The organism is Neisseria animalis (assembly GCF_900636515.1).
Lineage (GTDB): Bacteria > Pseudomonadota > Gammaproteobacteria > Burkholderiales > Neisseriaceae > Neisseria > Neisseria animalis.
This window is the reverse complement of the sequence record NZ_LR134287.1, coordinates 1,961,672-1,987,577: the sequence shown is the minus strand read 5'-3', so window position 1 is coordinate 1,987,577 and position 25,906 is coordinate 1,961,672. Positions and strand designations below refer to the sequence as shown.

The 25,906-nt window shown below is 51.4% G+C and carries 22 protein-coding genes and 1 tRNA gene; 10 read left to right on the top strand and 13 right to left on the bottom strand.

All coding sequences use genetic code 11. The features are described 5' to 3' along the window. Positions 1 to 17: 17 nt before the first annotated feature. Positions 18 to 758, bottom strand: coding sequence for a 1-(5-phosphoribosyl)-5-[(5-phosphoribosylamino)methylideneamino]imidazole-4-carboxamide isomerase (hisA, locus tag EL111_RS09215; RefSeq protein WP_123795006.1), 741 nt, complete (start codon positions 756 to 758; stop codon positions 18 to 20). Between the two features lie 442 nt (positions 759 to 1,200). Between hisA and tcuA the strand changes: the two genes are divergently transcribed. Together tcuA and tcuB are read left to right on the top strand one after the other, a co-directional pair. Then, a complete protein-coding gene (tcuA, locus tag EL111_RS09210; protein WP_123795005.1) occupies positions 1,201 to 2,628 on the top strand; it encodes an FAD-dependent tricarballylate dehydrogenase TcuA in 1,428 nt (475 codons plus the stop codon). A gap of 29 nt (positions 2,629 to 2,657) precedes the next feature. After that, entirely contained in the window at positions 2,658 to 3,848 is a 1,191-nt protein-coding gene (gene tcuB / locus EL111_RS09205) for a tricarballylate utilization 4Fe-4S protein TcuB (protein WP_123795004.1), read from the top strand. A gap of 423 nt (positions 3,849 to 4,271) precedes the next feature. On the opposite strand, the gene ccsB is transcribed toward tcuB, so the two are convergent. The 4 genes from ccsB to EL111_RS09185 form a co-directional block, all read right to left on the bottom strand. Further along, on the bottom strand, positions 4,272 to 5,459 hold the full coding sequence (gene ccsB, locus EL111_RS09200; protein WP_123795003.1) for a c-type cytochrome biogenesis protein CcsB: 1,188 nt from the start codon (positions 5,457 to 5,459) through the stop codon (positions 4,272 to 4,274). Continuing rightward, positions 5,443 to 7,407: a cytochrome c biogenesis protein ResB gene (locus EL111_RS09195; RefSeq protein ID WP_231998445.1), complete on the bottom strand. Its 1,965-nt coding sequence runs from the start codon at positions 7,405 to 7,407 to the stop codon at positions 5,443 to 5,445. The genes ccsB and EL111_RS09195 overlap by 17 nt, the downstream gene beginning before the upstream one ends. Positions 7,408 to 7,727: 320 nt before the next feature. Next, on the bottom strand, positions 7,728 to 8,483 hold the full coding sequence (locus tag EL111_RS09190; RefSeq protein ID WP_123795001.1) for a sulfite exporter TauE/SafE family protein: 756 nt from the start codon (positions 8,481 to 8,483) through the stop codon (positions 7,728 to 7,730). Between the two features lie 369 nt (positions 8,484 to 8,852). After that, the gene (locus EL111_RS09185) at positions 8,853 to 9,476 is read right to left on the bottom strand and encodes a c-type cytochrome (RefSeq protein ID WP_123795000.1); all 624 of its coding nucleotides are present in this window, start codon (positions 9,474 to 9,476) and stop codon (positions 8,853 to 8,855) included. 184 nt (positions 9,477 to 9,660) lie between these two features. On the opposite strand from EL111_RS09185, the gene yihA reads away from it, so the two are divergent. Then, positions 9,661 to 10,308, top strand: a complete 648-nt coding sequence (gene yihA / locus EL111_RS09180) for a ribosome biogenesis GTP-binding protein YihA/YsxC (RefSeq protein ID WP_123794999.1) — start codon at positions 9,661 to 9,663, stop codon at positions 10,306 to 10,308. Between the two features lie 122 nt (positions 10,309 to 10,430). Here yihA and EL111_RS09175 read toward each other — a convergent pair whose 3' ends face one another. Then, positions 10,431 to 11,273 carry a class II glutamine amidotransferase gene (locus EL111_RS09175; protein ID WP_123794998.1) on the bottom strand — a complete coding sequence of 281 codons (843 nt, stop codon included), beginning with the start codon at positions 11,271 to 11,273 and terminating at the stop codon, positions 10,431 to 10,433. A 215-nt stretch (positions 11,274 to 11,488) separates the two neighbouring features. Next, on the bottom strand, positions 11,489 to 12,904 hold the full coding sequence (hemN, locus tag EL111_RS09170) for an oxygen-independent coproporphyrinogen III oxidase (protein ID WP_123794997.1): 1,416 nt from the start codon (positions 12,902 to 12,904) through the stop codon (positions 11,489 to 11,491). A gap of 171 nt (positions 12,905 to 13,075) precedes the next feature. Here hemN and fnr point away from each other — a divergent pair, with 171 nt between their 5' ends. After that, positions 13,076 to 13,810, top strand: coding sequence for a fumarate/nitrate reduction transcriptional regulator Fnr (gene fnr / locus EL111_RS09165; RefSeq protein WP_123794996.1), 735 nt, complete (start codon positions 13,076 to 13,078; stop codon positions 13,808 to 13,810). Positions 13,811 to 13,964: 154 nt separating this feature from the next. Here fnr and EL111_RS09160 read toward each other — a convergent pair whose 3' ends face one another. After that, positions 13,965 to 14,915, bottom strand: a complete 951-nt coding sequence (locus EL111_RS09160; RefSeq protein WP_123794995.1) for a CysB family HTH-type transcriptional regulator — start codon at positions 14,913 to 14,915, stop codon at positions 13,965 to 13,967. 418 nt (positions 14,916 to 15,333) lie between these two features. On the opposite strand from EL111_RS09160, the gene EL111_RS09155 reads away from it, so the two are divergent. Continuing rightward, a complete protein-coding gene (locus EL111_RS09155) occupies positions 15,334 to 16,092 on the top strand; it encodes an OmpA family protein (RefSeq protein WP_123794994.1) in 759 nt (252 codons plus the stop codon). Between the two features lie 784 nt (positions 16,093 to 16,876). Here the strand turns inward: EL111_RS09155 and ubiB are convergent. From ubiB to EL111_RS09140, 3 genes are all read right to left on the bottom strand, one after another. Further along, entirely contained in the window at positions 16,877 to 18,388 is a 1,512-nt protein-coding gene (ubiB, locus tag EL111_RS09150; RefSeq protein ID WP_123795149.1) for a ubiquinone biosynthesis regulatory protein kinase UbiB, read from the bottom strand. Between the two features lie 179 nt (positions 18,389 to 18,567). Next, entirely contained in the window at positions 18,568 to 18,906 is a 339-nt protein-coding gene (gene erpA, locus EL111_RS09145; protein WP_123794993.1) for an iron-sulfur cluster insertion protein ErpA, read from the bottom strand. A gap of 119 nt (positions 18,907 to 19,025) precedes the next feature. Then, the gene (locus EL111_RS09140) at positions 19,026 to 19,712 is read right to left on the bottom strand and encodes a S24 family peptidase (RefSeq protein ID WP_123794992.1); all 687 of its coding nucleotides are present in this window, start codon (positions 19,710 to 19,712) and stop codon (positions 19,026 to 19,028) included. Between the two features lie 293 nt (positions 19,713 to 20,005). Between EL111_RS09140 and EL111_RS09135 the strand changes: the two genes are divergently transcribed. Both EL111_RS09135 and EL111_RS09130 read left to right on the top strand, forming a co-directional pair. Then, complete coding sequence (locus tag EL111_RS09135; RefSeq protein ID WP_123794991.1) at positions 20,006 to 20,281, top strand: hypothetical protein; 276 nt, start codon at positions 20,006 to 20,008, stop codon at positions 20,279 to 20,281. A gap of 35 nt (positions 20,282 to 20,316) precedes the next feature. Further along, on the top strand, positions 20,317 to 20,568 hold the full coding sequence (locus EL111_RS09130; protein WP_123794990.1) for a hypothetical protein: 252 nt from the start codon (positions 20,317 to 20,319) through the stop codon (positions 20,566 to 20,568). A gap of 485 nt (positions 20,569 to 21,053) precedes the next feature. Here the strand turns inward: EL111_RS09130 and argC are convergent, their stop codons facing one another. Continuing rightward, positions 21,054 to 22,100, bottom strand: a complete 1,047-nt coding sequence (gene argC, locus EL111_RS09125; protein WP_123794989.1) for an N-acetyl-gamma-glutamyl-phosphate reductase — start codon at positions 22,098 to 22,100, stop codon at positions 21,054 to 21,056. A gap of 360 nt (positions 22,101 to 22,460) precedes the next feature. Continuing rightward, the gene (locus tag EL111_RS09120) at positions 22,461 to 23,402 is read right to left on the bottom strand and encodes a L,D-transpeptidase (protein WP_123794988.1); all 942 of its coding nucleotides are present in this window, start codon (positions 23,400 to 23,402) and stop codon (positions 22,461 to 22,463) included. A gap of 131 nt (positions 23,403 to 23,533) precedes the next feature. Here EL111_RS09120 and rlmD point away from each other — a divergent pair, with 131 nt between their 5' ends. The 3 genes from rlmD to EL111_RS09105 all read left to right on the top strand — a co-directional run bounded on the left by rlmD (position 23,534) and on the right by EL111_RS09105 (position 25,727). Further along, the gene (rlmD, locus tag EL111_RS09115) at positions 23,534 to 24,871 is read left to right on the top strand and encodes a 23S rRNA (uracil(1939)-C(5))-methyltransferase RlmD (RefSeq protein WP_123794987.1); all 1,338 of its coding nucleotides are present in this window, start codon (positions 23,534 to 23,536) and stop codon (positions 24,869 to 24,871) included. A gap of 115 nt (positions 24,872 to 24,986) precedes the next feature. Then, on the top strand, positions 24,987 to 25,562 hold the full coding sequence (locus EL111_RS09110; RefSeq protein WP_123794986.1) for a hypothetical protein: 576 nt from the start codon (positions 24,987 to 24,989) through the stop codon (positions 25,560 to 25,562). Positions 25,563 to 25,651: 89 nt separating this feature from the next. Beyond that, positions 25,652 to 25,727: transfer RNA gene (locus tag EL111_RS09105), tRNA-Asn, on the top strand. Positions 25,728 to 25,906: the final 179 nt, after the last annotated feature.

Below are 25,906 nucleotides of genomic sequence, written 5' to 3'. Positions count from 1 at the left end.
CATGGCAGGCAGAATGTTTAGGCTGCCAGCGAGTCGGCAAGCTGCTGGGCTTGGGCAAAATCAATGCTGCCCTCGTAAATGGCACGTCCGGTAATGGCTCCGGCAACGCCGCTCTTTTCAACGGCACACAAAGCACGAATGTCGTTTAAGTCCGTCAAGCCGCCCGACGCAATAACCGGAATGCAGACGGCCTCCGCCAGCTTGACCGTAGCTTCGATGTTTACGCCGCTCATCATACCGTCGCGACCGATGTCGGTGTAGATAATACTGTTGACACCATCGTCCGCAAACTGCTTGCCCAAATCGACGACATGGTGTTCGGTTACCGTTGCCCAGCCGTCAATTGCTACCATGCCGTCTTTGGCATCAAGGCCGACGATGATATGGCCGGCAAACTCTTTACAGGCTTGGCGGACAAATTCGGGATTTTTTACCGCTGCCGTACCGATGATGACATCGGTCAAACCCAAATCCAAATATCTTTCAATAGTAGCCAAGTCACGGATGCCGCCGCCCAACTGTACGGGAATATGTTGTGCAACCTCCGCCAGAATTTCTTTGATGGCTGGAAAGTTTTTCGGCTCGCCGGCAAAAGCACCGTTCAAATCCACCAAATGCAGACGGCGCGCACCTTGTTTGAACCAATGCGCCGCAGTTTCGGCAGGAGAGTCGGAAAATACGGTTGCTTCCTCCATCAGGCCCTGTTTCAGGCGTACGCAGCTTCCGTCTTTTAAATCGATTGCAGGGATCAGTAACATGGCGTTCCTATCTGAAATCGGCACAAACCACCTGAAAAAGCGGAATAGGCCGTCTGTAAAATCATCAATGTGCGGTTATTTTACACAAATTAGCGGTTTTTAGCAGGATTAAAAATAATGGGTTGAGCCGGATAAATAGTTGTATTATAGTGCGGGGTTTAATATAACTTATTGTAAATAAAAAGAATAGCACCCCAAGAGAATTTCTTTAGTTTTTTATCCGAAGTTAATATAAATATACAATCTGATTGTAGCCGTTTTTTACTCAAGGCCGTCTGCAAATTGTGTTTAGACAGCTTTTTAATTTGTAGTTTCCTATACACCTTTTCAGCATATGCCCATTCCGATGTTTTTTGTGTTTACAAATGACTACAAATTCTATACCGTTGTTGGCATAAATTTGATATGATTCAACTTAACAGGATAAGAAAAAAGGAGAAATATGGATACCGACGTATTGGTCATCGGCGGCGGCAATGCCGCCTTGTGCGCTGCTTTGATGGCGCGGGAAACCGGTGTGCGCGTGATGCTGCTCGAAGCCGCACCCAAAAACCGGCGCGGCGGCAATTCCGCCCACACCCGCAATTTGCGCTGTATGCACGATGCGCCGCAGGATGTGTTGGTGGATGCCTATCCGGAAGAAGAATTTTGGCAGGATTTGTACAAAGTAACCGGCGGCAACACCGACGAGCATTTGGCACGCATGGTGATTCGCGCGTCTTCCACCTGCCGCCCGTGGATGCGCCGCCACGGTGTGCATTTCCAACCGCCCCTCTCCGGTGCGCTGCATGTGGCGCGCACGAATGCGTTTTTTATGGGCGGCGGCAAGGCTCTGGTGAATGCGTATTACCGCAGCGCAGAGCAGCTGGGTGTGGAAATTCATTATGAATCGCCGGTTGACCGTTTGGAGATTGAAAACGGCGTTTTTCAGGCGGCCTGGAGCAAGGGCAAGCGCATTACCGCCAAAGCGTGTGTGCTGGCGGCGGGCGGTTTTGAGTCCAACCGCGAATGGCTGCGCGAAGCTTGGGGACAAAACGAGCGCGGTGAGTGGCCGGCGGATAATTTCATCATTCGTGGCACAGCCTTTAACCAAGGCGTGTTGTTGCGCCATATGATTGAAGACCACCGTGCCGACAGTTTGGGCGACCCCACTCAGGCGCATATGGTCGCCATTGATGCCCATGCGCCTCTTTACGACGGCGGTATTTGTACGCGGATTGACTGTGTGTCGCTGGGTGTGGTGGTGAACCGTGATGCCCAACGTTTTTACGACGAAGGCGAAGATTTTTGGCCGAAACGTTATGCCATTTGGGGGCGTTTGGTGGCGCAGCAGCCGGGACAGATTGCCTATTCGATTATCGACTCCAAAGCAGTCGGCCGTTTTATGCCGCCCGTATTCAAAGGCGCAAAGGCCGATACGTTGGAAGAACTTGCCGGACAGTTGCAGTTGGATGTTACCGCGTTTACCGAAACCGTGCGCCGATACAATGCCGCCTGCCGCCCCGGCCGGTTTGACCATACCGTGCTGGATGATTGCCGCACGGAAGGCATCACGCCCGAAAAATCGCATTGGGCATTGCCGCTCGACAAGCCGCCGTTTTACGGCTACGCCCTGAGGCCGGGCGTAACATTTACCTATCTTGGATTGCGCACGGATGATACTGCCGCCGTACGTTTTAATGGCGAAGCCAGCTCCAATCTGTACGTGGCCGGAGAAATGATGGCCGGTAATGTGTTGGGCAAGGGCTATACCGCAGGCGTAGGGTTGTCGATCGGAACTGCCTTCGGGCGCATTGCCGGCGTGAATGCAGCAAACTCTGTGCTCGGACACCCCGCACAAAGAGGCCCTGTTTCCGATAAAGTCCGATAAGAAATCTACAAGAAGAAAAGGATTACACCATGCAAACCCTCCAAGAACTGACCCGGCAAGCACAAGCACTTGCTAACGGCGAGCATGTTCCTCTCAGCGCAGACGAGCAAGAAGCTGCCCGCGTTCTAAATATCTGCAACGGCTGCCGCTATTGCGAAGGCTTTTGCGCCGTTTTCCCCGCGATGACGCGCCGCTTGGAATTCGGCAAAGCCGATGTGAATTATCTGGCCAACCTCTGCCACAACTGTGGAGCCTGTCTGCATTCCTGCCAATACGCACCGCCGCACAGCTTCGCCATCAGCATTCCGCAAACCATGGCCGCCGTTCGCGGACAAACCTATCAGGAATACTCATGGCCGCGCCCCTTGGGCAAACTCTACCGTCGCAACGGATTGACGCTGACGCTGGCTGCCTTTGCCGCATTGTCACTTTTTCTGATACTGGCCGTCGGTTTGGGCGGACAGGGCTGGGACGCACTGTGGGGCGCGGTGGATTTCGGCGGTAATTTTTACAATCTTTTCCCGCATAATCTGATGGTCGGCCTGTTTGCACCGGTATTTTTGTTTTCCTTGGTTGCGTTGGCCATGGGCGTGCGCCAATTCTGGCGCGACATCACGCCTGTAACCGGCGGCACACCCGTCCCCCCACCCGCCGCCGCAGAAGCCGCCCATAACGTGTTGTCGCTCAAATATTTAGACGGTGGACACGGCGCGGGCTGCAACAACGAAGACGATGCTTTCACACTCGCGCGCCGCCGCTGCCACCATTTCACGTTCTACGGATTTATGTTGTGTTTCGCCGCCACTGCCTTGGGCACGGTGTATCACTATCTCTTTGGCTGGAGCGCACCTTATGATTTGCCGAGCATACCGAAAATCTTAGGCGCGGCGGGTGGTACACTGATGATTATCGGCACCGCAGGATTATGGCGTTTGCACACGCGCCGCCATCCCGAACATGTATTGGCACAGCAAAAAGCCATGGACCGCGGCTTCATCGCCCTGCTGTTTATCATTGCCGCCACAGGCATCATCCTCTGGCTCACACGCGGCACGCCCGCTCTGGCCCTGATGCTCTGCCTGCACCTTGCCGCCGTGATGACGTTTTTCCTGACCATGCCGTACAGCAAATTCGCCCACGGCTTCTACCGCAGTGCCGCCCTGCTGCGCCACAACACGGAAAAACGCTTACCCAACCCGGTGGGTTTGGGTTCGGAGTAGCCTGTAAAGCAGCAGGCTGCCGCACACAAACTTTTTCCAAACGCACAAACGGACGGAAGATTCCCGTCCGTTTTTCATTTTCAGCGTCTCTTCCCGACAGACCGGAATGGTTGGTCAGGATTTCCTGAAAAGGCAACCGGGCGGTTTTTGTGCGCCGAGGCGCACGCTATGGTGTTTTCAGACGGCCTTTGGGCGTTTGCGGGGATTGTGCGCCAAGGCACACGCTATGAAATTATTTTTGTTGGAAATATAGTCATTTAAAATAAGAATGATACAGCGTTGCTTTGCCTTGCCGTACTATGTGTACTGTCTGCGGCTTCGCTGCCTTGTCTCATTCTTATTTTATTCGACTATAAAACGGGGCGGGCAACCGGGTTGCCCGCCCTGCTTTTCAGACGGCCTGAAGCACTGTTGCCATCCGATTTACAACGTGCCGTAAGAATGTAAACCGCTGAGGAACATGTTTACGCCGATAAAGGCGAAGGCGGTAACGAAGAGGCCGATAATCGCCCACCATGCCAATACGCGGCCGCGCCAGCCGGCAACAAGGCGCAGGTGCAGCCAGACGGCGTAGTTGAGCCAGACGATAAATGCCCATGTTTCTTTCGGGTCCCAACTCCAATAGCGTCCCCACGCGTCGGCCGCCCAGAGTGCGCCGAGAATAGTAGCGATGGTGAAAAAGAGGAAGCCGACGGCGATGGCTTTGTACATAACTTCTTCAATCACTTGCGATGGCGGCAGCCATGATTTTTTGCCGGACTCTTCGCTGCGGATTGCCCACAGTTCGGCTATGCCGAGCATGGCGGCGATGCAGAATGCGCCATAACCGATAAAGTTGGTGGGAACATGGATTTTCATCCACCACGACTGCAATGCGGGAATCAGCGGCTGAATGGTGTGCGCCTCGCGGGAAATGCTGTACCACAAGACAAAAGCAACCACGGCAGCCATAAAGGTGTAAACGAAGCCGCCGAGTTTCTGTACGGCAAATTTGCGTTCGTAGTAGAGATACATCAGTGCGGTAATCACCAAAAACAAGATGAATACTTCATACAGGTTGGACACGGGAATGTGTCCGGCATCGGGGCGAAGCAAATAGCTTTCGTGCCAGCGTACCAAGAGGCCGGTAAAGCCGGCAACGGCGGAAATCCAGCCGAACACCGTACCCATGCCGAGCAGGGTGTTGCTTTGGGTGTTTTTCTTGACGGCAAACGCTGCGCCAATCATATAGGCAAACAGGGCGAAGATGATAAAGGCACACTGCCACATAATCGCCGATTGGCTGCTGAGGAAATATTTGAGCAGAAAGCCGTCTGCATTTTGGATACTGCCGTTGTAAAGGGATACGGCGGCGTAGGCCAATGCCATGGTCAGGGGGGTAAACCAACGCATGGGTTTGAAAAACCAGCCGAGCAGAATGGCGCAGAGTGCACTGCTCCACAGAATAAAGACTTCGTAGATGTCCATGTGGTGGTTGATATGCATTTGTGCGAACAGGGCACAAGCGGCAATCAGCAGGGCAAACAGCCAGTCGGCAGCACCCAAGGTGCGGATAAATGACTGCTGGGTCAGTAGATCGTGTTCGGGTATGGCTTTAGTTTGGTCGGTCATGGTTTAAATCCTCCGCCAGTTGTTGCAGACGCTGGGTGTGTTGCGGAAATTCTTTTTGCAGGTCTCGTTCGTTGCGGCTTGATGACATGGCAAAACGGATTTTGCCGTCTGTAAACAGCAGCCATGCGCGTTTTTCACGAATGTAAAACATGAAAATCGTACCCAGTACCAGCAGTACCGAGCCGAGATAGACAAGCGAGGCACCAGGCGAGCGGGTCATTTGCAGGCCGGACGAGCGTACTTCGGTGTAGCCGTCGAGCTGCATCAGCATGGGGGCGGGGTATTCGGTCAGGCCGGTGTAAGCGTCCATGCTGTGCAGCAGGAAGCGTTGGCGCGCTTCGTCTTGCTGCCATTCGCCGAGATTGTATGTTTTCAGGGTTTCGTCTAAAGCGGCGTTCATGACACCGAAAAGCATTTGGTAGAAATAGCCCTGCATTTTTTCCTGCTCTTCTGCAGGAATGTTTTGGGTAATCAGACGGTCCAGTGCGAGATAGCCGCCTTGTGCGAAAGCAGACAGGGTGTTGGCTGCGGCTGTGCTGAATTGTTCGCGTATGTCGGCAGGTGCACCGAGTGTAGCTTGGGCAACGACTTTCTGACGCGCGGATTCGTTGTTCAGCAGTTCGCGCATGGCCATGAAGGTGTCGGCTTTGCCGTTTTTATCCATCGGAATTCGCAGCCAGCGGTATTGCTGTTCCAAACCTTTGCGTGTGCCGGTAATAAAGAAGTAGTCTTCTTCCTGTTTGATGGGCAGCATGTAGTTTTTGTATTCGACTGCTTGTCCGGCGTTGTCGCGGATGCGGTATATGATGGACGGGCCGATATTGGTAAAGCGTTTGTTTTCCTGCGTAACGGCACGCACGTCGTTTAGGGTGTTTTGCAGGCTTTGCGGCCGGTTTTCAGGCGGCTGGCTCATGTCTTCCACGTTGAGCGCGGTGAATTGGTCGAACTCCAATTTGAATTCGGTATCGCCGATGGTCAGCGGGAAGTCGCGCATGGACGTGGCTTTGAGGGTAACCGGGGTGCGGTCGGGGTCGGCAAGGTTCCATGCTTTGAATTTCAAATCCGAACCGCCGTCTGCAAAACTGGCTTGGTAAATGGTAATGCCGTGCAGAGTGAGCGGGTGGTTGACGCGGATAGTGCGCTCGATGGTTTCTCCGGTTTCTTTGTCGGTAACTTCCAAATCACTGGCAAAGTCGCGCGGCATACCGGTGTTGTAGAAATCAATGTGGAATTTTTTAAGTTTGACTTCAAACGGCAAATCTTGTACCAGCATGCCTTTGTCTGCGTTCAGAAAAACAACATCGGCACTTTGCCCTTCGTTGATGTTGACGTTGCCGCGGAATGAAGGGTTGCCTTTGCTTAAGACACTCTCGGGTTTGAAATCTTTGGCGTACAAGGCATTGTTGTCGGGTACGATACGGCCGGTCAGCATGCCGGCTTTCAAGAGCAGGTTGCTGTCTATCAGGCCGCCCAAGCAGATAACGATTAATGCGGCATGGGCAAAGATGTAGCCCCATTTGTTCATTGCTCCCTTTTTGGCCGCAACCAATACCGAGCCGTCTTCGCGGTTTACGGTTTTACTGGAGAAGCCTTGTACTTTTAAATAGCGGGCGGCAATTTCAGGAGAAATGTGTTTGTCCAGCAAAGTGGAATGGCGCATGGAGGCGAGGGATTTTTCTTTGGCGTTTTCACGGTAGGATTTGATTTCACGCAAAAACGGCGGAACATTGCGAATCAGACACAGGCCGGTGGAAATGACCAAAAACAGCATGATGATGACAAACCATGCCGAGGCATATACGTCATACAGGCCGAGAAACTGGTAGATTTGTGTCCAAAATGGGCCAAACTTGACCAGATAAGTTGCAGACGGCTGACTTTGCTGCAAAACCGTACCGATAATGGAGGCGATACCCAGCAGGCTCAACAATGCTACGGCAAAGCGCATGGAGCTGAGAAAGGCAAACCACGGTCGGCGGATAAGAGGAACTGATTTGGAAGGCTGGCTCATGGTGTCGGCGGTTCTGGAAACGGAATGCAGGCAAAAGCGTAATCATGAAGCAAAATGCGCGATGCCGCAATGTGAAAAAATTTATCGGGGGTTTGTATGAAAATATGCAGACGGCAGTGCAGGTGGGGCGGAGTGTTTTTTGCTTGTTTTGGTCTTCAATCGGAGGTGTGGACATTAAGCAAATGCAATACCCGTCAGGCGAAATGCACTGGTTGTTGTTCGAGCAAATCCATCATCACGGCTGTTTTATCCCAAGCCTAGCCCAAGCCAAACCAACTCAGTTGTACCCAGCCCAGTGTGATTAAGTTGCTGATGATGACTTTGATGGCGAGGGCTGTTAACAGCCAAGGCAACATCCGCTTTAAAAAACTTGCCGGAACGTAACTGCGGATACGCACGCCTACCCAAGAACCCAGTATTGCGGAGACGACCATCGCCAGTACCACCTGCCAATATTCCCAAAAAGCAAAGCCCATCGCGACATAAATCAATACTTTGGCGGAATGCAATATCGATTGCTGTATGGCACTCATGGCGATAACGGTATCGTTGTCATCGTATTTCTGTATGAGCAGCGGCATATTCAGCGGGCCGGGAGAGCCTACAAAAATCCCCAAACCCGTCTGTAAAAAACCGATCAGGTAGAAATTCTGCATACTTTTCAGCCAGCGGTTGACTGTTTTTGACCATTGAATCAGCAAAATATACACGCCGATAAACAGCGGAATCATTTGCAGCTCGATAAAACGCACCGCCATGCCAAATACTGCTACGCCCAGCAGCGAACCCAGCAAAAACGGATAAACATTGCGCCAGTCAATCTTATTCCGTCCAAACCATGCCCGGCTGGCATTGCTGGCAAGCTGCGTTGCGCCATGCACGGGAATAATCGCCAAAGCAGGTAAAAACATCGGCATCAGCCCGATTAAAATCATGCCGCCACCAAGTCCCGATACCGCCGTTAAAAGCGAGGTCAGAAAATTCAGCACCGCCAGCATTATTTCGTTAAACACAGCTTTCCTCTTTATCTCTTACATCGTTTGATGGTCATTTGGTACGGAGTGTACAGCGTTACTGCGTTTTGCCCCAAAGAGTGGGTTTGATGAAGTTGCTGAAGCGGCAAGTTTGCTGATTTTGTACGGCCTGCTACACACCGCTTGGTTTCATGCTGTGGCGTTGGTTTGGCAATACAAGCATGGGGCGAACGGTTTGGCAGAAATGTTATCTGCACGCCGGCGGCTGTATTCTGCTGTTTGGTTGCAGGCGGCTGGCTGTTGGTGCGCGCAAGTATTTTGTTTGTTTTGTCGCGATAAAGGCCGTCTGAAAAATCTGATGCGGAATCACATTTTTCAGACGGCCTGTAAGGTTATGCTGCAGCCGGATTAGTGCAGACCTTGGATAAAGTTGGCCACGGCGTTGACCTCTTCGTCAGACATACGTTTGGCGATGTCTGCCATGATGGTGTTGCTGCGTTGGCCTGCTTTATAGGCTTTCATTTGCTCTACGATGTAGGCTTTATGTTGGCCGCTCAAACGCGGATAGCCTGAAAGCTCGGTACCACCGGCCGGCATACCCGCACCGGCAGGGCCGTGGCAGGACATACAGGCGGGAATTTTTTGCTCGGCAATGCCGCCGCGATAGATTTTCGCGCCCAATTCGACATCTTCTTTAGGATTGGCTTCGCCCGGTTTTGCCTGTTGTTTGGCATAGTAGGCGGATACGTCGCGGATATCCTGTTCGGACAGGCTCATCACCATCGGTTTCATGGCGGCGGCAGAACCGTTGGTACGTTTGCCGTCTTTAATGTCGAGGGTTTGCTGATAGGTATAGGCTGCGTGCTGCCCGGCGATTTTCGGGTACATGGCGATGCCGCTGTTGCCGTCTGCTGCGTGGCAGGCGGCGCAGATGGTGGTGGCGATTTCTTTGCCTTTGTTGATATCTGCTTTAGGTGCTGCCGATACCGCGCCTGCAGTCAAGGCTAACGCCAATAAAGTCAATCGTTTCATGGAGTGCTCCTGTTACAGCATCGAAGGGGGTGGAAAGCCCCGGCTGCCAATGCCCTTTTTATATTCAAATACCGGGAAATGCCGACCTGTTTGCAAACAAAACGGACGGGGGAATTTTACCCGATTCAAACCGATAATTCTATAAACGTGGTATTCTATACCAAATTTACATGAAATTACTACTATGAACCTCTTTCAAAACGCAAAATTTTTTACTACGGTCAACCACCTGAAAGATTTGCCCGATACGCCTGCCGAAATTGCTTTTGTCGGTCGCAGTAATGCGGGTAAGTCCAGCGCCATCAATACGCTGACCAATCATGTGCGTTTGGCTTATGTTTCCAAAACGCCGGGGCGTACCCAGCACATCAATTTTTTTGAGCTGGCCGGCGGGCAGTTTATGGTGGATTTGCCGGGTTATGGTTATGCACAGGTGCCGGAAGCCGTGCGCGCGCATTGGGTTAAGTTGTTGGGCGATTATCTGCAAACGCGCCGCCAGCTTATCGGTCTGGTGCTGATTATGGATGCGCGCCATCCGCTTAAGGCGTTGGATGTGCAGATGTTGGACTTTTTCCACATTACCGGTAGGCCGGTGCATATTTTGTTGTCGAAAGCGGACAAGCTGTCGAAAAACGACCAAATCAAAACGCTGGGTGCGGTCAAGAAATCGCTCAAACCTTATATGGAGCGTCAGTCTGTCAGCGTGCAACTGTTCTCCAGCCTGAAAAAGCAGGGGATTGAAGAGGTCAATCAAGTGGTCGGCGGGTGGTTTGCTGCACACCATGAGGAAGTGGCCAATATGCAGACGGCAGATGAGCGGGAAGCAGATTGATTGTAGCGGAGTGCGGTGCCGCAGGTTTTGACCAACCGCAAAAAGCCGTCTGAAAATTTGATTTGCAGACGGCTTTTTGTATGTTTTGAGCAGTGTTGGGGGGTGCTGTTTTTTTACAACAGCTATACGGATACGCCGGCAGCACGGGCGATTTCCAAACCTTCTTCCACGCTCATGTAAACTGGGGGGTCGGGTTTGTCGGTACGGACGATGTCGCCTTGGCGGAACATTGCCAATTCGTTGACAGCCAGTTGCTGCCATGTTTCATCACGGGTAAGCGGCAGGGTGGCGATAACGGCAACTTTGTCGCTGGGGGTGGTTACTTCGGCAAAGTCAATCATCACATCGTCGTCCAGTAGGCGCGCTTTGCCGAACGGGGCTTTGCGGACGATGTAGTGCAGCAGTGTGCTGGCGTGGGCAAACAGGCAGTCGCCGTCGGACAGGACGAAGTTGAACAGGCCGTAGGTGCGGATTTCGCGCGTCAGCTCTGCAATGGCGGCAAACAGGTCGGCTTCGTCGGGTTTTTCCGGAAAGCGGCGGCGCAGGTTGTTGAGAATGTGGCAGAAAGCCAGCTCGGAATCGGTGCTGCCGACAGGACGGTAAAAGCCGCCGTCTTCGGGCGAGAAATCAATCAGGTGGCCGTTGTGGGCAAACAGCCAGTACTCGCCCCAGAGTTCGCGCATAAAGGGGTGGGTGTTTGCCAGAGAGGTTTGGCCTTGCGATGCTTTGCGGATATGGGCGATGACGTTTTCCGATTTGATTTGGTAGGCGCGTACCAAGTCGGCGACGGGTGAGTTTGCGCTGGGTTTGTCGTCGTGAAACAGGCGCACTCCTTTGCCTTCAAAGAAACCGATGCCGAAGCCGTCTGCATGGTGGTCGGTAATGCCGCCGCGTCGGCGGAAGCCTTCGAAGGAAAACATGATGTCGGTAGGGGTGTTGCAGTTCATGCCGAGCAGCTGGCACATATGATAAAACCCTTATTTGATGGAAATGTCCGGCAGGGTTTCCGGTTGCGGAGCGGTTACACGGCATGGAGTGCGTGTGCCGCGCCGGATTGAAAACCCAAATACGATTGTAAAGAAAAGTATAGTGTAACAGGTTCAAAAAACGAAAGCGATAGGCCGTCTGCAAATTCTGTTTTGCAGACGGCCTTTTTAAAGAAAACAAGCGAATAAGCGGTTTATACGGTTTGGGAATATTGCGCTTTGGTTTCTTTGTGGCGCAAATGGTAGTCGAATACCATGGCAATATTGCGGATCAGGAAGCGGCCTTTCGGGGTAACGGTCAGTCCGTGCGGCTGCAGGCGTACCAAGCCCAAATCGGCAAGTTTGGCCAAGTCTTGAAGTTCTGTTTGGAAATAGCGGTCAAACGGAATGCCGAACATATTTTCATAAATTTGGAAATCCAAGGCAAAGCGGCACATCAAGTCCTGAATGATGTTGCGGCGCAGCAGGTCGTCTTGGTTGAGCTGGTAGCCGCGCATAATAGGCAGACGGCCTTCGTCGATGGCGGCGTAATAGGCTTCGATGTCGCGTTCGTTTTGGGCGTAAGTGCTGCCGATTTTGCCGATGCTCGATACGCCGATGGCAACCAAATCGCAATCGGCATAGGTTGAGTAGCCTTGGAAGTTGCGTTGCAGCCAACCTTCTTTGAGGGCGACAGACAGCTCGTCGTCGGGCTTGGCAAAATGATCCATGCCGATAAAGACATAGCCGCGGTCGGTAAGGGTGTGTACGCAATATTGCAACATATCGAGTTTTTCTTCGCTGCCGGGTACTGCATTGGTGTCGATACGGCGTTGCGGTTTGAAAATGTGCGGCAAATGGGCGTAGTGATAGAGGGCGAGGCGGTCGGGGTCGAGGCTCAAAACCGTGTCGATGGTGGTTTTGATGCTGTCGATGGATTGGTGGGGCAGGCCGTAAATCAAATCTACGCTGACGGATTTGAAACCTGCTTCCCGTGCGGCATCGATGACTTCTTTGGTTTCTTCAAAACTTTGAATGCGGTTGACGGCTTCCTGTACTTTGGGGTCGAAATCCTGAATGCCGACACTCATGCGGTTGAAGCCGAGCCTGCCCAAATGGAGTACGGTTTCACGGCTGACTTTGCGCGGGTCGATTTCGATGGAGTATTCGCCGTTGGGTACGAGCTGGAAGTGTTTGCGTATCATGGCAAATACACGTTCGAGCTGGTCGTCGCTCAGGAAGGTGGGCGTACCGCCGCCGAAATGGAGTTGCGCCAGTTGGTGGCGGCCGCCCAGATGTGGCGCGAGCAGTTCCATTTCCCGTTCCAAATATTCGATGTAGGCATCTGCGCGGGATTTGTCTTTGGTGATGATTTTGTTGCAGCCGCAGTAGTAGCAGATGGTGTTGCAGAAGGGAATATGGATATACAGGGACAGCGGTTTGTTCAGCGCGCCCATGTTCCGCAGGCTGAGCGCGTGGGTGTATTCTGCTTCGCGAAAACCGTCGTGAAAACGGTCTGCCGTCGGGTAGGAGGTATAACGGGGGCCGCTGGCGGGCAGGCTGGCAATCAATTCGCGGTCGAATTCCGGCTGTTCGGAAGCGGAGTGGTTTTGTATGGGAATAATTTTCATGATGGATGTGTGTTTGTGGTTACGGTGTAATGATTAGGCAAACTGGGGATAGTTTGATAGAATGCCACGTCAGAATAAAGCTGCTTTGACATGAATCAATTCTTGGTCAGTCTGAAGCGGCATGGATTTTTACAATAATAAGCATAAAAGCTGTTTTGAAAAAGGTGTTTTATGGCCAATCATAACGCTGCACATCAGATGAAAGCACTTTGCTCGACCTGCTCGCTGCGCGAACTCTGTTTGCCGGTGGGGCTGATGCCGAGCGAGTTTTCTCAACTGGATGCAGTTATCCGGCAGAGCCGCCGTTTGAAAAAAGGCGAGTATCTGTTTCGCGCCGGAGAGCCGTTTGCATCATTGTTTGCCATTCGTGCCGGCTTTTTTAAAACAACGGTTGCCAGCCAAGACGGCCGCGATCAGGTAACCGGATTTTTTATGTCGGGCGAATTGGTCGGTATGGACGGTATTTGCTCGCATATCCACAGCTGCGATGCGGTGGCCTTGGAAGACAGCGAAGTGTGCGAGCTGCCGTTTGCCCACATGGAAGAGTTGGGGCAGAACATTCCCAGTCTGCAAACGCATTTTTTCCGTTTGATGAGCCGCGAAATTGTGCGCGATCAGGGGGTAATGCTGCTGCTTGGCAATATGCGTGCGGAAGAGCGTTTGGCGGCGTTTTTGCTGAATTTGTCCAACCGCCTGTATTCGCGAGGTTTTGCTGCCAATGATTTTATCTTGCGGATGTCGCGTGAGGAAATCGGCAGTTATTTGGGTTTGAAATTGGAAACGGTCAGCCGTACTTTATCCAAGTTCCATCACGATGGTTTGATTAAGGTGGAACACAAGCATATTCAAATTTTAGATTCGCAAGCCTTGAAGAAAATGGTATCGGGTTGCGCCCACGCCATGTGAGGCGGAAAATTCCATGAAAAGGCCGTCTGCAAAACGCATCATGCGGATTTTGCAGACGGCCTTTTTATATGAAACGGCGAACTTGCCTGCCGGCAGCGTACAATTTTGCTGATTGGAGCATGATTTGCGTTGAGAAGAGCGTTTGCCCGATTTCTTAAATGGAGAAATCTTCCACAATCGGAGCGTACAAAATGCGGTCGACGGCTTCCCTGTTGAGTTTGGGGGCGAACATTTCAATAAAATCGTAAGTATAGCCGCGCAGATAGGTATCGGAGCGGACGGCAATCCAAATTGGCGATGGTTCAAACAAATGCGCCGCATCGACAAGCTGCAAATCTTGGTCGTTTTGGGCGTGGTATGCCATTTTCGCCATCAAGCCGACACCCAAGCCCAGTTTGACGTAAGTTTTCAAAACATCCGTATCTGCCGCCGACAAAACGATTTCGGGCTGCTCCAGCTTGGCTTTGTTGAACGCGCGGGCGATACTGCTGCCGGAAGTAAAGGCAAATTCGTAAGTAATCAGCGGAAAAGAAGCCAAATCTTCGATACTGAGCGGATTTCTGCATTCGAGCAGCGGGTGGTTGTGTGGCACAACCACGGCATGAGTCCACTCCGTACAGTGCAGACGGCGCAACTCGGGGTGGTCGTCCAGCTTTTCGGTGATGATGGCAATATCTGCTTCACCGTTGCTGACCATTTGTGCAATCGCAGCAGGGCTGCCCTGCTTGATGGTCAGATGGACTTTCGGGTAACGCTTCACAAATTCTGCAACAATGTTCGGCAGGGCATAACGGGCTTGTGTGTGCGTGGTGGCTATCGTCAGCGATCCGCAGTCGAATTCGGTAAACTCGCTGCCGATGTTTTTAATGTTTTGCACATCGCGCAAAATCCGTTCGGAAATTTCCAATACAGCCTTTCCCGGCTGCGATACCGAAACCACCCGCTTGCCGCTGCGGATAAAAATCTGAACGCCCAATTCCTCCTCCAACAGGCGGATTTGCTTGGAAATCCCCGGCTGCGAAGTATAAAGGGCTTCGGCAGCTTCGGATACATTCAGATTATGGCGGTAAACTTCAAGAGCATAGCGGAGTTGTTGTAATTTCATGGCGGGTCGGGTTGTGTGGATTATGTGCGACAAAGGCAGGGTAATTTAACATATTTTGGCGAAAGCTGTGGTGTTGTTAGCGAAGTTTTTGTTTTTACTCAAACTATCATCTGTTCTCCAGCCGGCCTAAAAAGCCGTCTGCAAAATGCTTGTTGCTTTTGTGCAACGAATGCAGCGGTTTCCCCCTGTTTTTCAAGCAAATAAATGACACGGCATTGATTTTTCGGCATGATTCACTATTAGGAAACAGGCAGTTTGAGGGCGGTAAATCAGCGTTTAAGTTGACAATTTGCCTCAGGCTTCTTTATAGTTCAGCCTGAAACATCCAATTTACCGCCGTTTTCAGACGGCCTGTGATTGTTAAAGCTGTAACGGCTGCTCAGTATCCGTTACATAACAATTTTGATGAGGGAATAAAATGACCAAACAGCTGAAATTAAGCGCACTGTTCGTTGCCTTGGTAGCTTCAGGTACTGCAATGGCAAGCGAAGCGCACACCAAACACGGTTACACTGTAAGCAGCCAATCTCAAGAAGTTGTCCGTAACAGCTACGGCGAATGCTGGAAAAACAGCTACTTCGACAAAGCCAACCAAGGCCGTATCGAGTGTGGCGACGCTGTTGCAGTAGAACAAGCTCCTGAGTATGCCGATGAAACCGTTTCTCTGTCTGCCGCTACCCTGTTCGGCTTCGACAAAGACAACCTGCGTCCGCAAGCTCAAGAAACCCTGACCACTCTGGCTCAACGCCTGAGCAACACCAACGTACAAGCCGTACGTGTTGAAGGCCACACCGACTTCATGGGTTCCGAACAATACAACCAAGCCCTGTCTGAGCGTCGTGCTTACGCCGTTGCCAACTACTTGGTAAGCCGTGGCGTTGCTTCAAGCAAAATCTCTGCTGCCGGTCTGGGTGAATCTCAAGCCCGCATGACTGCTGCTTGTGAAGCAGAAGTAGCCAAACTGGGTAAAAAAGTTTCTAAAGCCAAACGTCGTGAAGCTCTGATTGCATGTATCGAGCCTGACCGTCGCGTTGACGTGAAAATCCGCAGCTTGGTAACCCGTCAAGTTGCTCCGGGCCAAGTACAAGGCGAACGCGCCCTGACTGACTCTCCGGCTACCGGCGACCAATGGATTCCGTCTCCATACAACGGCGTACACGGTTTCGCCAAGCCTTAATTTAAAGGTTTGAACAGTTTGAAAAAGCCCTGTTGAAAAGCAGGGCTTTTTTGTTCAAAAGACAAAGCCAAACAGAGTTGATTCAGAACGATGCAAATCAAAAAATAATGAATGTTCGGGTTGGGAGCAGGTATGCCATATCTGGCCGAACCACACGAAATAAGACAAGGCTGCAAAGCCGCAGGCGGTACGGATAATATAGAAAGGTACAACAAATCATTCTGTGTGAAATGGCTTAGACCTTTGCAAAAAAACAGGAAACGAATCAAAGCTGATTGTAGGGGCAGGCTTTACGCCCGCCTGAAGTTAATACATACCTTGGAAGTTATCACTTCAAAAGCCCAAGCAAGCGGGAGGGTGTAAAACCCGCCCCTACAAGCTCTCTTGTCATGAATTTTGCCAAGGTTTCAAGCTATATTTAAAGGGCATTATTTCACCCGAATGAAATAAAGAATTGGACGGGACACAGTTGAAGCAGTAAGTTTACCGATAGCAGTTTATACTGATTGCTTATTGTTTTGCTTTTGTATTGCGTTATTTGACGATGGTTTCACGGCTTGGGTTTTTCATCATAGGCAGGCCGTCTGCAAATTATCGATATAGTCGAATAAAATAAGAATGAGACAAGGCAGCGAAGCCGCAGACAGTACACATAGTACGGCAAGGCAAAGCAACGCTGTATCATTCTTATTTTAAATGACTATAACAATAACGATGATTTGCAGACGGCCTGTTGGGAACATTGGTATCGAAAAAAGCGGTTGGTGCGCTCCAACCGCTTTTTTTATTTAAACAGCAAAATCAACAACAAGGTAATGGCGATTGCCGCCAGCCATAAACTTTGCCGTTGCTGTACCTTAACCAAATGAATATAGGCATCGCGCATTTCCTGCTGACGGTTTTCATCAACCAATGCGTTGAGTTTGCGCGGTAGGGCAGGCAGGATTTGTGCCCAATCGGGAGCTTCGTTTTTCAGATTGTTGAGCAGGGCTTTGGGGCCGATTTGCTCATTCATCCATTTGGTCAGGAACGGCTTGGCGGTTGCCCACAAATCCAAATCGGGATTGAGTTGCCGCCCCAGTCCTTCGATGTTCAGCAGAGTTTTTTGCAGTAAAACGAGCTGAGGTTGGATTTCTACATTGAAACGGCGGCTGACTTCAAACAAGCGCATTAAAACCAAGCCGAAGGAAATCTGGGAAATCGGCTTATTGAAAATCGGTTCGCATACCGAGCGGACGGCGGCCTCCAATTCTTCCGCGCGGGTATCGGCAGGAACCCAGCCCGACTCGATGTGTGCCGTGGCAACCCGATGATAGTCACGGTTGAAAAACGCGAGGAAGTTAATGGCCAGATAGCGTTTGTCGTAATCGGTTAAAGTGCCGACGATACCGAAATCCAAGGCGATGTAGCGGTTGTCGGGGGCAACGAGAATATTGCCGGGGTGCATATCGGCATGGAAAAAGCCGTCGCGGAACACTTGGGTAAAGAAGATTTCTACACCGTAATCGGCAAGTTTTTCCAAGTCGATGCCGCCGGATTTGAGCGTGGCAACATCTGATACCGGCGTACCGTCCATCCATTCGATGGTCAATACGTCTTGAGAGCAATAGTCGTAAAAGACTTTCGGCACAATCAGCATATCGCTGTTTTGAAAATTGCGGTACAACTGGCTGGCATTGGCCGCCTCTCGCATCAAGTCCAATTCGTCGTGCAGATATTTATCAAATTCGGCAACCACTTCGCGCGGCTTCAAGCGTTTGCCGTCTGCAAACAGCCGTTCGATCCAAGCAGCTCCAAAACGCATTAAAGCAAGGTCTTGTTCGATAACGGGAACCAAGTTCGGGCGCAATACTTTGACTGCTACGGTTTCGCCGCTGTACAGCCGTGCTTTGTGCACTTGGGCAATGGAGGCGCTGGCAACCGGTTCGGTTTCAAATTCTGCATACAAATCGCCAATGGCGCGCCCGAGAGATTTTTCAATTTGGGTGCGGGAAAGTTGGGCGTCAAACGGTGGAACTTTGTCTTGTAGTTTGGCCAATTCGACCGCATAGGGGTGAGGAATCAGGTCGGGGCGTGTGGAGAGAACCTGTCCGAATTTGATGAAAATCGGTCCAAGACTTTCGAGAGCAAGGCGGAGGCGGACGGGCAGCGGTTCGCCGGCATATTCGGCAGACTGTGGCAATTTTCCAATCAGACGGCGCAGCCAGTCTTGCCGGATATATGGAACAAACAGCTCCGACAAGTTGAAAAGATAAAGGGTGCGGAAGATGGTTTTAATGCGGTTGAACCATTTCATAACGGTCATTCGGGAAGGCTGGATAAATCGGCATTATAGTCGGTAAATTTAACTTTTACTATGGCGGGGAAGGGGATTGGGAGCGTGTATTAAGAGATGGTGCAATGCGGTATCGGTAGCATATTAATCAAAAAGGCCGTCTGCAAAATCGGCATTTTGCAGACGGCCTTTCAAGCGTTTTATACCGAGAACGACGAACCGCAACCGCAAGTGGTTTCCGCATTAGGGTTGCGGATAACGAATTGCGAACCTTGCAGGCTTTCGGTGTAGTCGATTTCGGCACCGACCAGATATTGATAACTCATCGGATCAACGAGGAAAGTCAAGCCGTTTTTGGTGATTTCAAAGTCATCGTCGTTTTTGATTTCATCGAAAGTAAAACCATATTGGAAGCCGGAACAGCCGCCACCGTTGACAAAGACGCGCAGTTTCAATTCGGGATTGTTTTCTTCTGCAATCAAATCAGCTACTTTGGTGCAGCAGCTGTCGGTAAAGATAATCGGGCTTTCATCTGACATGATGTGTTTCCTTTGATATGAATGTTATGTGTATTGTCGCGCAAACACTTTATGAAAGCAAGTTTGGTCAAATGCTTAAAATTCAAGCGCCGCTGCTGTGATTTAAATCTGCAACAGATTTAAATCATGCGACCGAACCATTCCACGCGCCCGATAATGGCCACGTCGTCTTCGGGGTTTTTTAAGTCGATTTCAAAAGCAGGGTAGGCTTCGTTGGCGGAGATGACATTGATGATGCCGCCGGGCATCAGTTGCAAGCGTTTTACCAACAGGTTTTCATTCAGCCGCAATACATACAGGCCGTCTCGGGGCGTGGTGTGGTTGTGGTTGACCAAGATGGTGTCGCCGTCATTCAGTACGCCTTCCATCGAATCGCCTTTTACGGAAATAACGGAAAGGTTTTTCGTATCGCGGGTAACATAGGTTTCAACCCAGTCGCGGCGGAAAGCCAGCGTAAACAGGGGCTGTTCGTTATCCACCAAGCGGCCGTGTCCCGCTGCGGCTTGAATATCGTAGAGGGGGACGAAAATAAACTCATCGACATCAACCGTATTGCCCAAGGTGTCGTAGGCGGTGGTGTTTTGTATGGTGGAGTTGGGGAAGGGTTCTCCTTCACCGGTGAGCAGCCAATCGATGCTGCAACCTTTCAGTTGTTTGATTTTTTTCAGGGTTTCGGATTTCGGTAAACCGCCTTCATTCCAAATTCGGCTGAATCCTGCGATGGTCATGTCAATATCGGCGGCAATTTTTGCTTGCCGGGCTTCGTCTTTCCATAAGAAAGCAAGGCGGTCTTTAAAGGTATTCATGGTAATCCTTGATATAGGGTGTGCTTTTTTATACACCTTGTTGCGTTGAATGTTATTTTACTTTAGTTTTTAAAAAAATGTAAGAAAAAAATTAGCAATCCTAAGAAAAAGTATTGCAATTTATGTTTTTTCTGAGTATTATTCAGGTGGGGTTAAGTTATTCGTAATTTATATGAAAAACTTTATTTTTATGCCTGTTTTACAATCAGGATTATGTTTAGAGTACTGAAATAAAATATTTGTAAGAAAAATCTTAGTTTGATTGTTTTGTCTTTTAAAGAAGGAATCGGAAAATGACCGGCTATCGTAAAAATACTTGGTTGGCTGTGGCTGCATTGGCTTTGGGTTTGGTGGCATTCCCTGTGAGCTATTCGGAAGCACAATCGGCTCAAATGACCTTGTCGGCATACGAGTGCGAGCAGTTGGGCTATCTGGTATTGGAAAATATGAGTACGAAGCAGCAGGAGCTTGCCCGTCAATGCGACATGGTAGAGGCTTCGCATGATTGGGAGCAGTTTTACGGGCATTTGGATGAAGGCGAGATGCTGGCCGGTGTTGTGTACGAGTAATTTTTATTTTCGGATAAAAAACACGGGAGAGAATCATGCAAACAACATATATCGTTCAGGCCTTTGATGAAAAAACAATAAAAAGCAGAACCGTATTGGAATCTGCTGCGGTAATGCAGTTTAACCGTGAAGATGAGGCTTTGCGCCGTGCAGGGCGTTTGTCGGAAAAACACGCCGGTGTGCTGGCGGTAGCCCAAGAATATGACGAAGATAGCGGGGAAATGGGGCGGACAACTTTGCTGGAGCATTATGGCAGCGTGCCGGAGGAGATTCTGGAAAGTTTTTAAACAGGCTTAATACAGTGTTGCCGATTGCGGATGCTTGTTGCGGCTGATAGGAGTGTAGCGGGCAAGTCGGGTGTATCGGGCAGTAGACAGGAAGTCGCTGCTGTATATGTTTTTGTTTTTTTGAATGCGGCTGCTGCGCCGTGAAGTATGGTTTGTATGTTTTGCGGCGCTGTCTTATTTGATATGGCAGCACGGTCGTTTTAACGGCATAACGGCAATGGGGACAATGTCGTAAGCCTTGGCAACACTTTGCCCAATAAATCGGTGCGGTTGTTGTTGACGATACCAATCCGCATCATCATTTTTTATATAGTCGAATAAAATAAGAATGAGACAAGGCAGCGAAGCCGCAGACAGTACACATAGTACGGCAAGGCAAAGCAACGCTGTATCATTCTTATTTTAAATGACTATAAAAAGCCGTCTGCAAAACAGCGATTTGCAGACGGCTTTTGCCTTGAATACTTGGTGTTTGATGTCGGCGATTACGGCAGTAACGGTGCTTGTTGCAAGCCGGCGTTGTCGGCAAAGCCAAACATGATGTTCATGTTTTGAACGGCTTGTCCTGCCGCGCCTTTAACCAGATTGTCGATAACGGAAAGGATAATCCAAACATTTTCATTGCCGGCGGCTTTTTGAATGCTGATGCGGCAGAGGTTGGCACCGCGAACGCTGCGGGTTTCGGGGGTCGAGCCGGGATTCATGACATCGACAAACGGGCTGCTTCGATAGAACTCGCGCAGGATTTCGTCGGGCCGGGTGCCGTCTTCCAAATGCAGGTAAACCGTGGCGTGCATGCCGCGAATCATCGGCGTGAGGTGCGGCACGAATACGAAGCCGTCTGCTATGCCGTCCTGCAGGGAGGAGAGGGTTTGCTTGATTTCGGGGAGGTGGCGGTGTCCGCCGATGCCGTAGGCTTTGAAATTATCGCCTGCTTCGCACAATAAAGAGCCGACGCTGGCTTTGCGCCCCGCACCGGAAACGCCTGATTTGCAGTCGGCAATCAGCGGCATGCCTTTTTGCAGACGGCCTGCACGCAGCAGCGGCAGCAGCGGCAGGGAAACGCAGGTCGGGTAACAGCCCGGGTTGGCCACCAGTTGTGCGGCAGCGATATGCTCACGGTTCATTTCACACAAACCGTACACCGCTTGTGCAACCGCATCGGGGCTGGCGTGTTTCATGCCGTACCATTGTTCCCACACGGCAATATCTTTGATGCGGAAGTCGGCAGACAAATCTACGATACGCACGCCTTTTGCCAATAATGCCGGCGCTTCGTTCATGGCAACGCCGTTGGGCGTGGCAAAAAAGACAACATCGCATTGCTCGAGTGCCGCTTCATCGGGCGTTTGGAAAACCAAATCGTAAATTCCCCGCAGGCTGGGGAAATAATCGGCAACAGACGTTCCGGCCTCGCTGCGGCTGGTTACGGCGGTTACTTTGACATTGGGGTGGGTGCTCAACAGGCGCAGCAGTTCGACACCGGTATAACCGGTCGCGCCGACGATACCGGCTTTGATTTTTGCAGTCATGGGGAGGCTCCGTGGGGTTGTATGGGTGAAGTGTGGGAAACAAGCCGTATGGCAGCATCAGCCGCGATGTTTGTTTCAGCAGTATGGCCGAATCATGCGGAATGAGACCAAAACCGCAGGCTGGGGTTGGCGGACTGGCTGCTTCGGCAGTTTAATCCGTTCCCTCTTCGGGCAAGACGCGGCAACGCCTTATCGTGTTGTGTGAAATAACTATATTTCAAGGCGATAGTGTAAGCCCAAGCGGCTTGCCTGAAAAGTTTTTTATACGCTTGGGCAAGACAGTATGGAAAGGCCGTCTGCAAAACGGCTGCTTGCGGTTTTACAGACGGCCTCAGGCGGTTTGTTCGGCTGTTGAGAGCATCAGAACAAGGTTTCCACCGCTTCATCGGCAGATGTGCCGGCGGGGATTGGAAGGCGCGGCAGGCTCATGCCGCTATCCGGCAGCATATCGCCGACATTGACTTCTACACCGCTGCCGTCCGGCAGGGTTTCGTCTTTGACCGGCGCAGGCTTGGCCACGGCTTTGGGCTTGCTGTATGCGCCGCTGCCGCTGTTCCACGCAAGGGATTTCAGCGGGGTTTTCATTTTGACTTTCGGCGCACAGGTCAGGCAGTTTGCCGCGCCGGTACGGTTTTTCAACACGGCATCGACACGCTTGGCGTTGATGGTTTTACCGTTGGCTTTCGCCCATGCGGCAATACTTTTTTTCAAGGCCGCGGTGTCGAGGTTTTTTTGCTTGTAAGGGTCGCGGTAGGCGGCCAGCCAAAGGTTTTTGTTGGCATCTTCGTTGAGCGTTGCCATTTGGTAAATCACGGAAGCCGGCGCGCCGGTGCTGATGGTTTTGGCAAATTCAAGCGCGTCCGGAGATTTCATGCGGACACAGCCGTGGCTGAGGACACCGGGTACGCTGGAGGGGGCGTTGGTACCGTGTATGCCCAAGCCCAGCTTGGGATCGCCGAGGCGTACAAATACCGGTCCGAGCGGGTTTTTCGGGCCGGGCGGTATGGTTTTGACACCGTCGCCGCGCTCTTTTTGAATAGACTTGGGAATGTGCCAAGTAGGGTTGTAGGCTTTGACGCCGATTTTGTGTTCGCCCAAATTGGTTTGGGTGGCCGCTTTGCCGACAGCAACGGGGTAGGCTTTGGTGAGCTTGCCGTCGGTATAGAGAAACAGCCGCTGTTGGGGAATGTTGATGAAGACGTGCTGCCCTTCGGATACGGGCGATACGTCTGGCAGGGGTGTGTTGGCATGGGCGGCCGCCGCGATACCGAGTGCGAAAATGCCGGAAAACAGTTTTTTCATGGTGGTTTGCTGTAGTGGGAATTTTAAGATTGTTTGGTGTAAATCATACCCTAATATTGTGTGTTTTTGTGCGAAAATATGCGGTGGTACGGCAGAAGCCGTAAAGATTTTGATGGAAACGGTCGGACAATATGCAGCAAAACCAACAAAACAGCGGTGTGGCGGAAATTTATTCGTTGGATTACGAAGGGCGCGGGGTGGCGCGTGTCGGTGGCAAAACGGTATTTGTGCGTGGCGCGCTGCCGTCTGAAAAAGTCAGGTTTCGGGTTGTCAGGAGCAAAAAGCAGTTTGACGAAGCGGAAACCACGGAGGTTTTGCAGACGGCAAACGAGCGTGTAGAACCGCGCTGCCGCCATTTCGGCATATGCGGCGGCTGTGTGCTGCAACACGCGGAAGCGACGGCGCAGGTGGCGTATAAGCAGCGGATAATGGAAGAACAGTTGGCGCGCATCGGTAAGGTTGTGCCGCAGCAGCTTTTGCCGCCGATATACGGTACGCCGTGGCATTACCGCGACAGGGCGCGTCTGAGTATCTCGGCGGACGGGAAAGGCCGTCTGCAGTTGGGATTCCAAGCGCAGAAAAGTCATGATGTGGTGGATATAGAGTCTTGTGCCGTTTTGCCGGAATATGTTTCGGCGGCGTTGCCGGATTGGAAGGCGGTGCTGCAAACATTATCGGATTATGGCGATACCGCGAAATTTATCGAGTTTTACCGCAGTAATGAGGTAACGCTGGCCAATATCGGTTGGGGCAAAGGGCCGTCTGCAAAAAGCCTTGCCCGTTTGCGCGAGTGGTTTGACCGCCATTATGCCTCGGCGGAACAGTGCTGGCAGATTTGGCTGCAATGCGGCAGGGAGCAGGCTCAAGCGTTTTATCCGCACCATGTGCCGCAGTTGGCTTATACGCTGCCGGAGTTTGATGTTGTGATGCCGTACCGCCCGGGAGATTTTACCCAAATCAATGCCGAAACCAATGCGCTGATGGTCGGCAGAGCATTGCGGTTGCTGGAGATTCGGCAAGGGGAGCGGGTTGCCGATTTGTTTTGCGGTTTGGGCAATTTCAGCCTGCCGATGGCAAAATGTGGTGCGAAAGTAGTGGGCATTGAAGGTTCGGCAACGCTGGCGGCGCGTGCGACGGAAAATGCGGCACACAACGGCTGTGCGGCGCAAACGGAATTTATGGTTGCTGATTTGTTTGAAACCGATCGGCAAACGCTGGCTTCGTGGGGGCGGTTCGACAAAATGCTGCTCGATCCGCCGCGCAGCGGTGCTTATGCGGTGGTTCAGGCATTGCACGAACCGTATCTGCCGCAGAAAATCGTGTATGTTTCGTGCAATCCGGCAACATTTGCCCGCGACGCGGCGGTGTTGGTGGCAAAAGGTTATGTTTTGCAGACGGCAGGTGTGATGAATATGTTTGCCCAAACGGCGCATGTGGAATCCATCGGCGTATTTGAGCGGAGCCGGTAGGTCGGGGAAATCAGCCGTGCAGAACGGGGCGGATAAGGTTGTGGTATGATGTTTGCTTTGTTTGGCACGGCCTGCCGCCCGATGGCGGTGGGTGTTGGCGCTTGAGGAAGTTGTTTTGGATTACTCCCTGTTGATGATTTTATTGTTGGTGTTGCTGCTGGTATTGCTGTATTTGCGTTACCGCCGGAACCACGGGCAACCCCTGCCGTTGGAGCGGACGGGGAGCAGCGTGCCGGCTGTTTCTTCTTGGAGCAACGGTAACGGCGAGGTATCGGCGGCAGGCGATTTTATGCAGCAGGGCATGGCGCGGCAGACTGTTGACAGCAAACAAAATGATGCCGATTATCAGACGGCATTGCAGTATTACGAACAGGCTATCCGGCAATCTGACAAACCGGCGGCAAGAATTATTGATTTGTTGAGCATGGATTACCGCCACCGAAATCTTCAGGGCTATGCGGAACATTTATGGCTGCTGTATGTGGAGCTGGGCAGCAGCGGCAACGAAGTCAAAGAACGAATGCGCGTTTGGGGCAGCAGTTTGGGCAAACATTCCGTATTTGATGAATTGGCCAAGCAGCCGTCTGCACAACGCTTACAGGAAATCGGCAGGGCGCAGGGCTATGTCCGCATGGAAAGCATACCGGAAGATGAGGGTTTGCCGTTTACTTGGGAAAACGATAAAAGCTGATAATTCAGTAAGATGATACTGCTTTGGCGGCAAGTTGCGATAAAATGCTTGACAGTAGGAATGTTGGCGGATATAATTCTTTTCTTAATTCCCCGATAGCTCAGTCGGTAGAGCGACGGACTGTTAATCCGCAGGTCCCTGGTTCGAGCCCAGGTCGGGGAGCCAAATTTTACAAGCCCTAAACAAGAAATTGTTTAGGGCTTGTTTGCGTTGAAAGCAGTTGCTGAAAAGCTGTAAACAGCAAGCGGTAAGTTTGCAAAGCATAGACCGGTTTTCGGCGGCTGATAAAACAAGGGGAACGTTGTTTGGAAGAGTATTGTCGGCGTTTGATACTTTGGTATGCT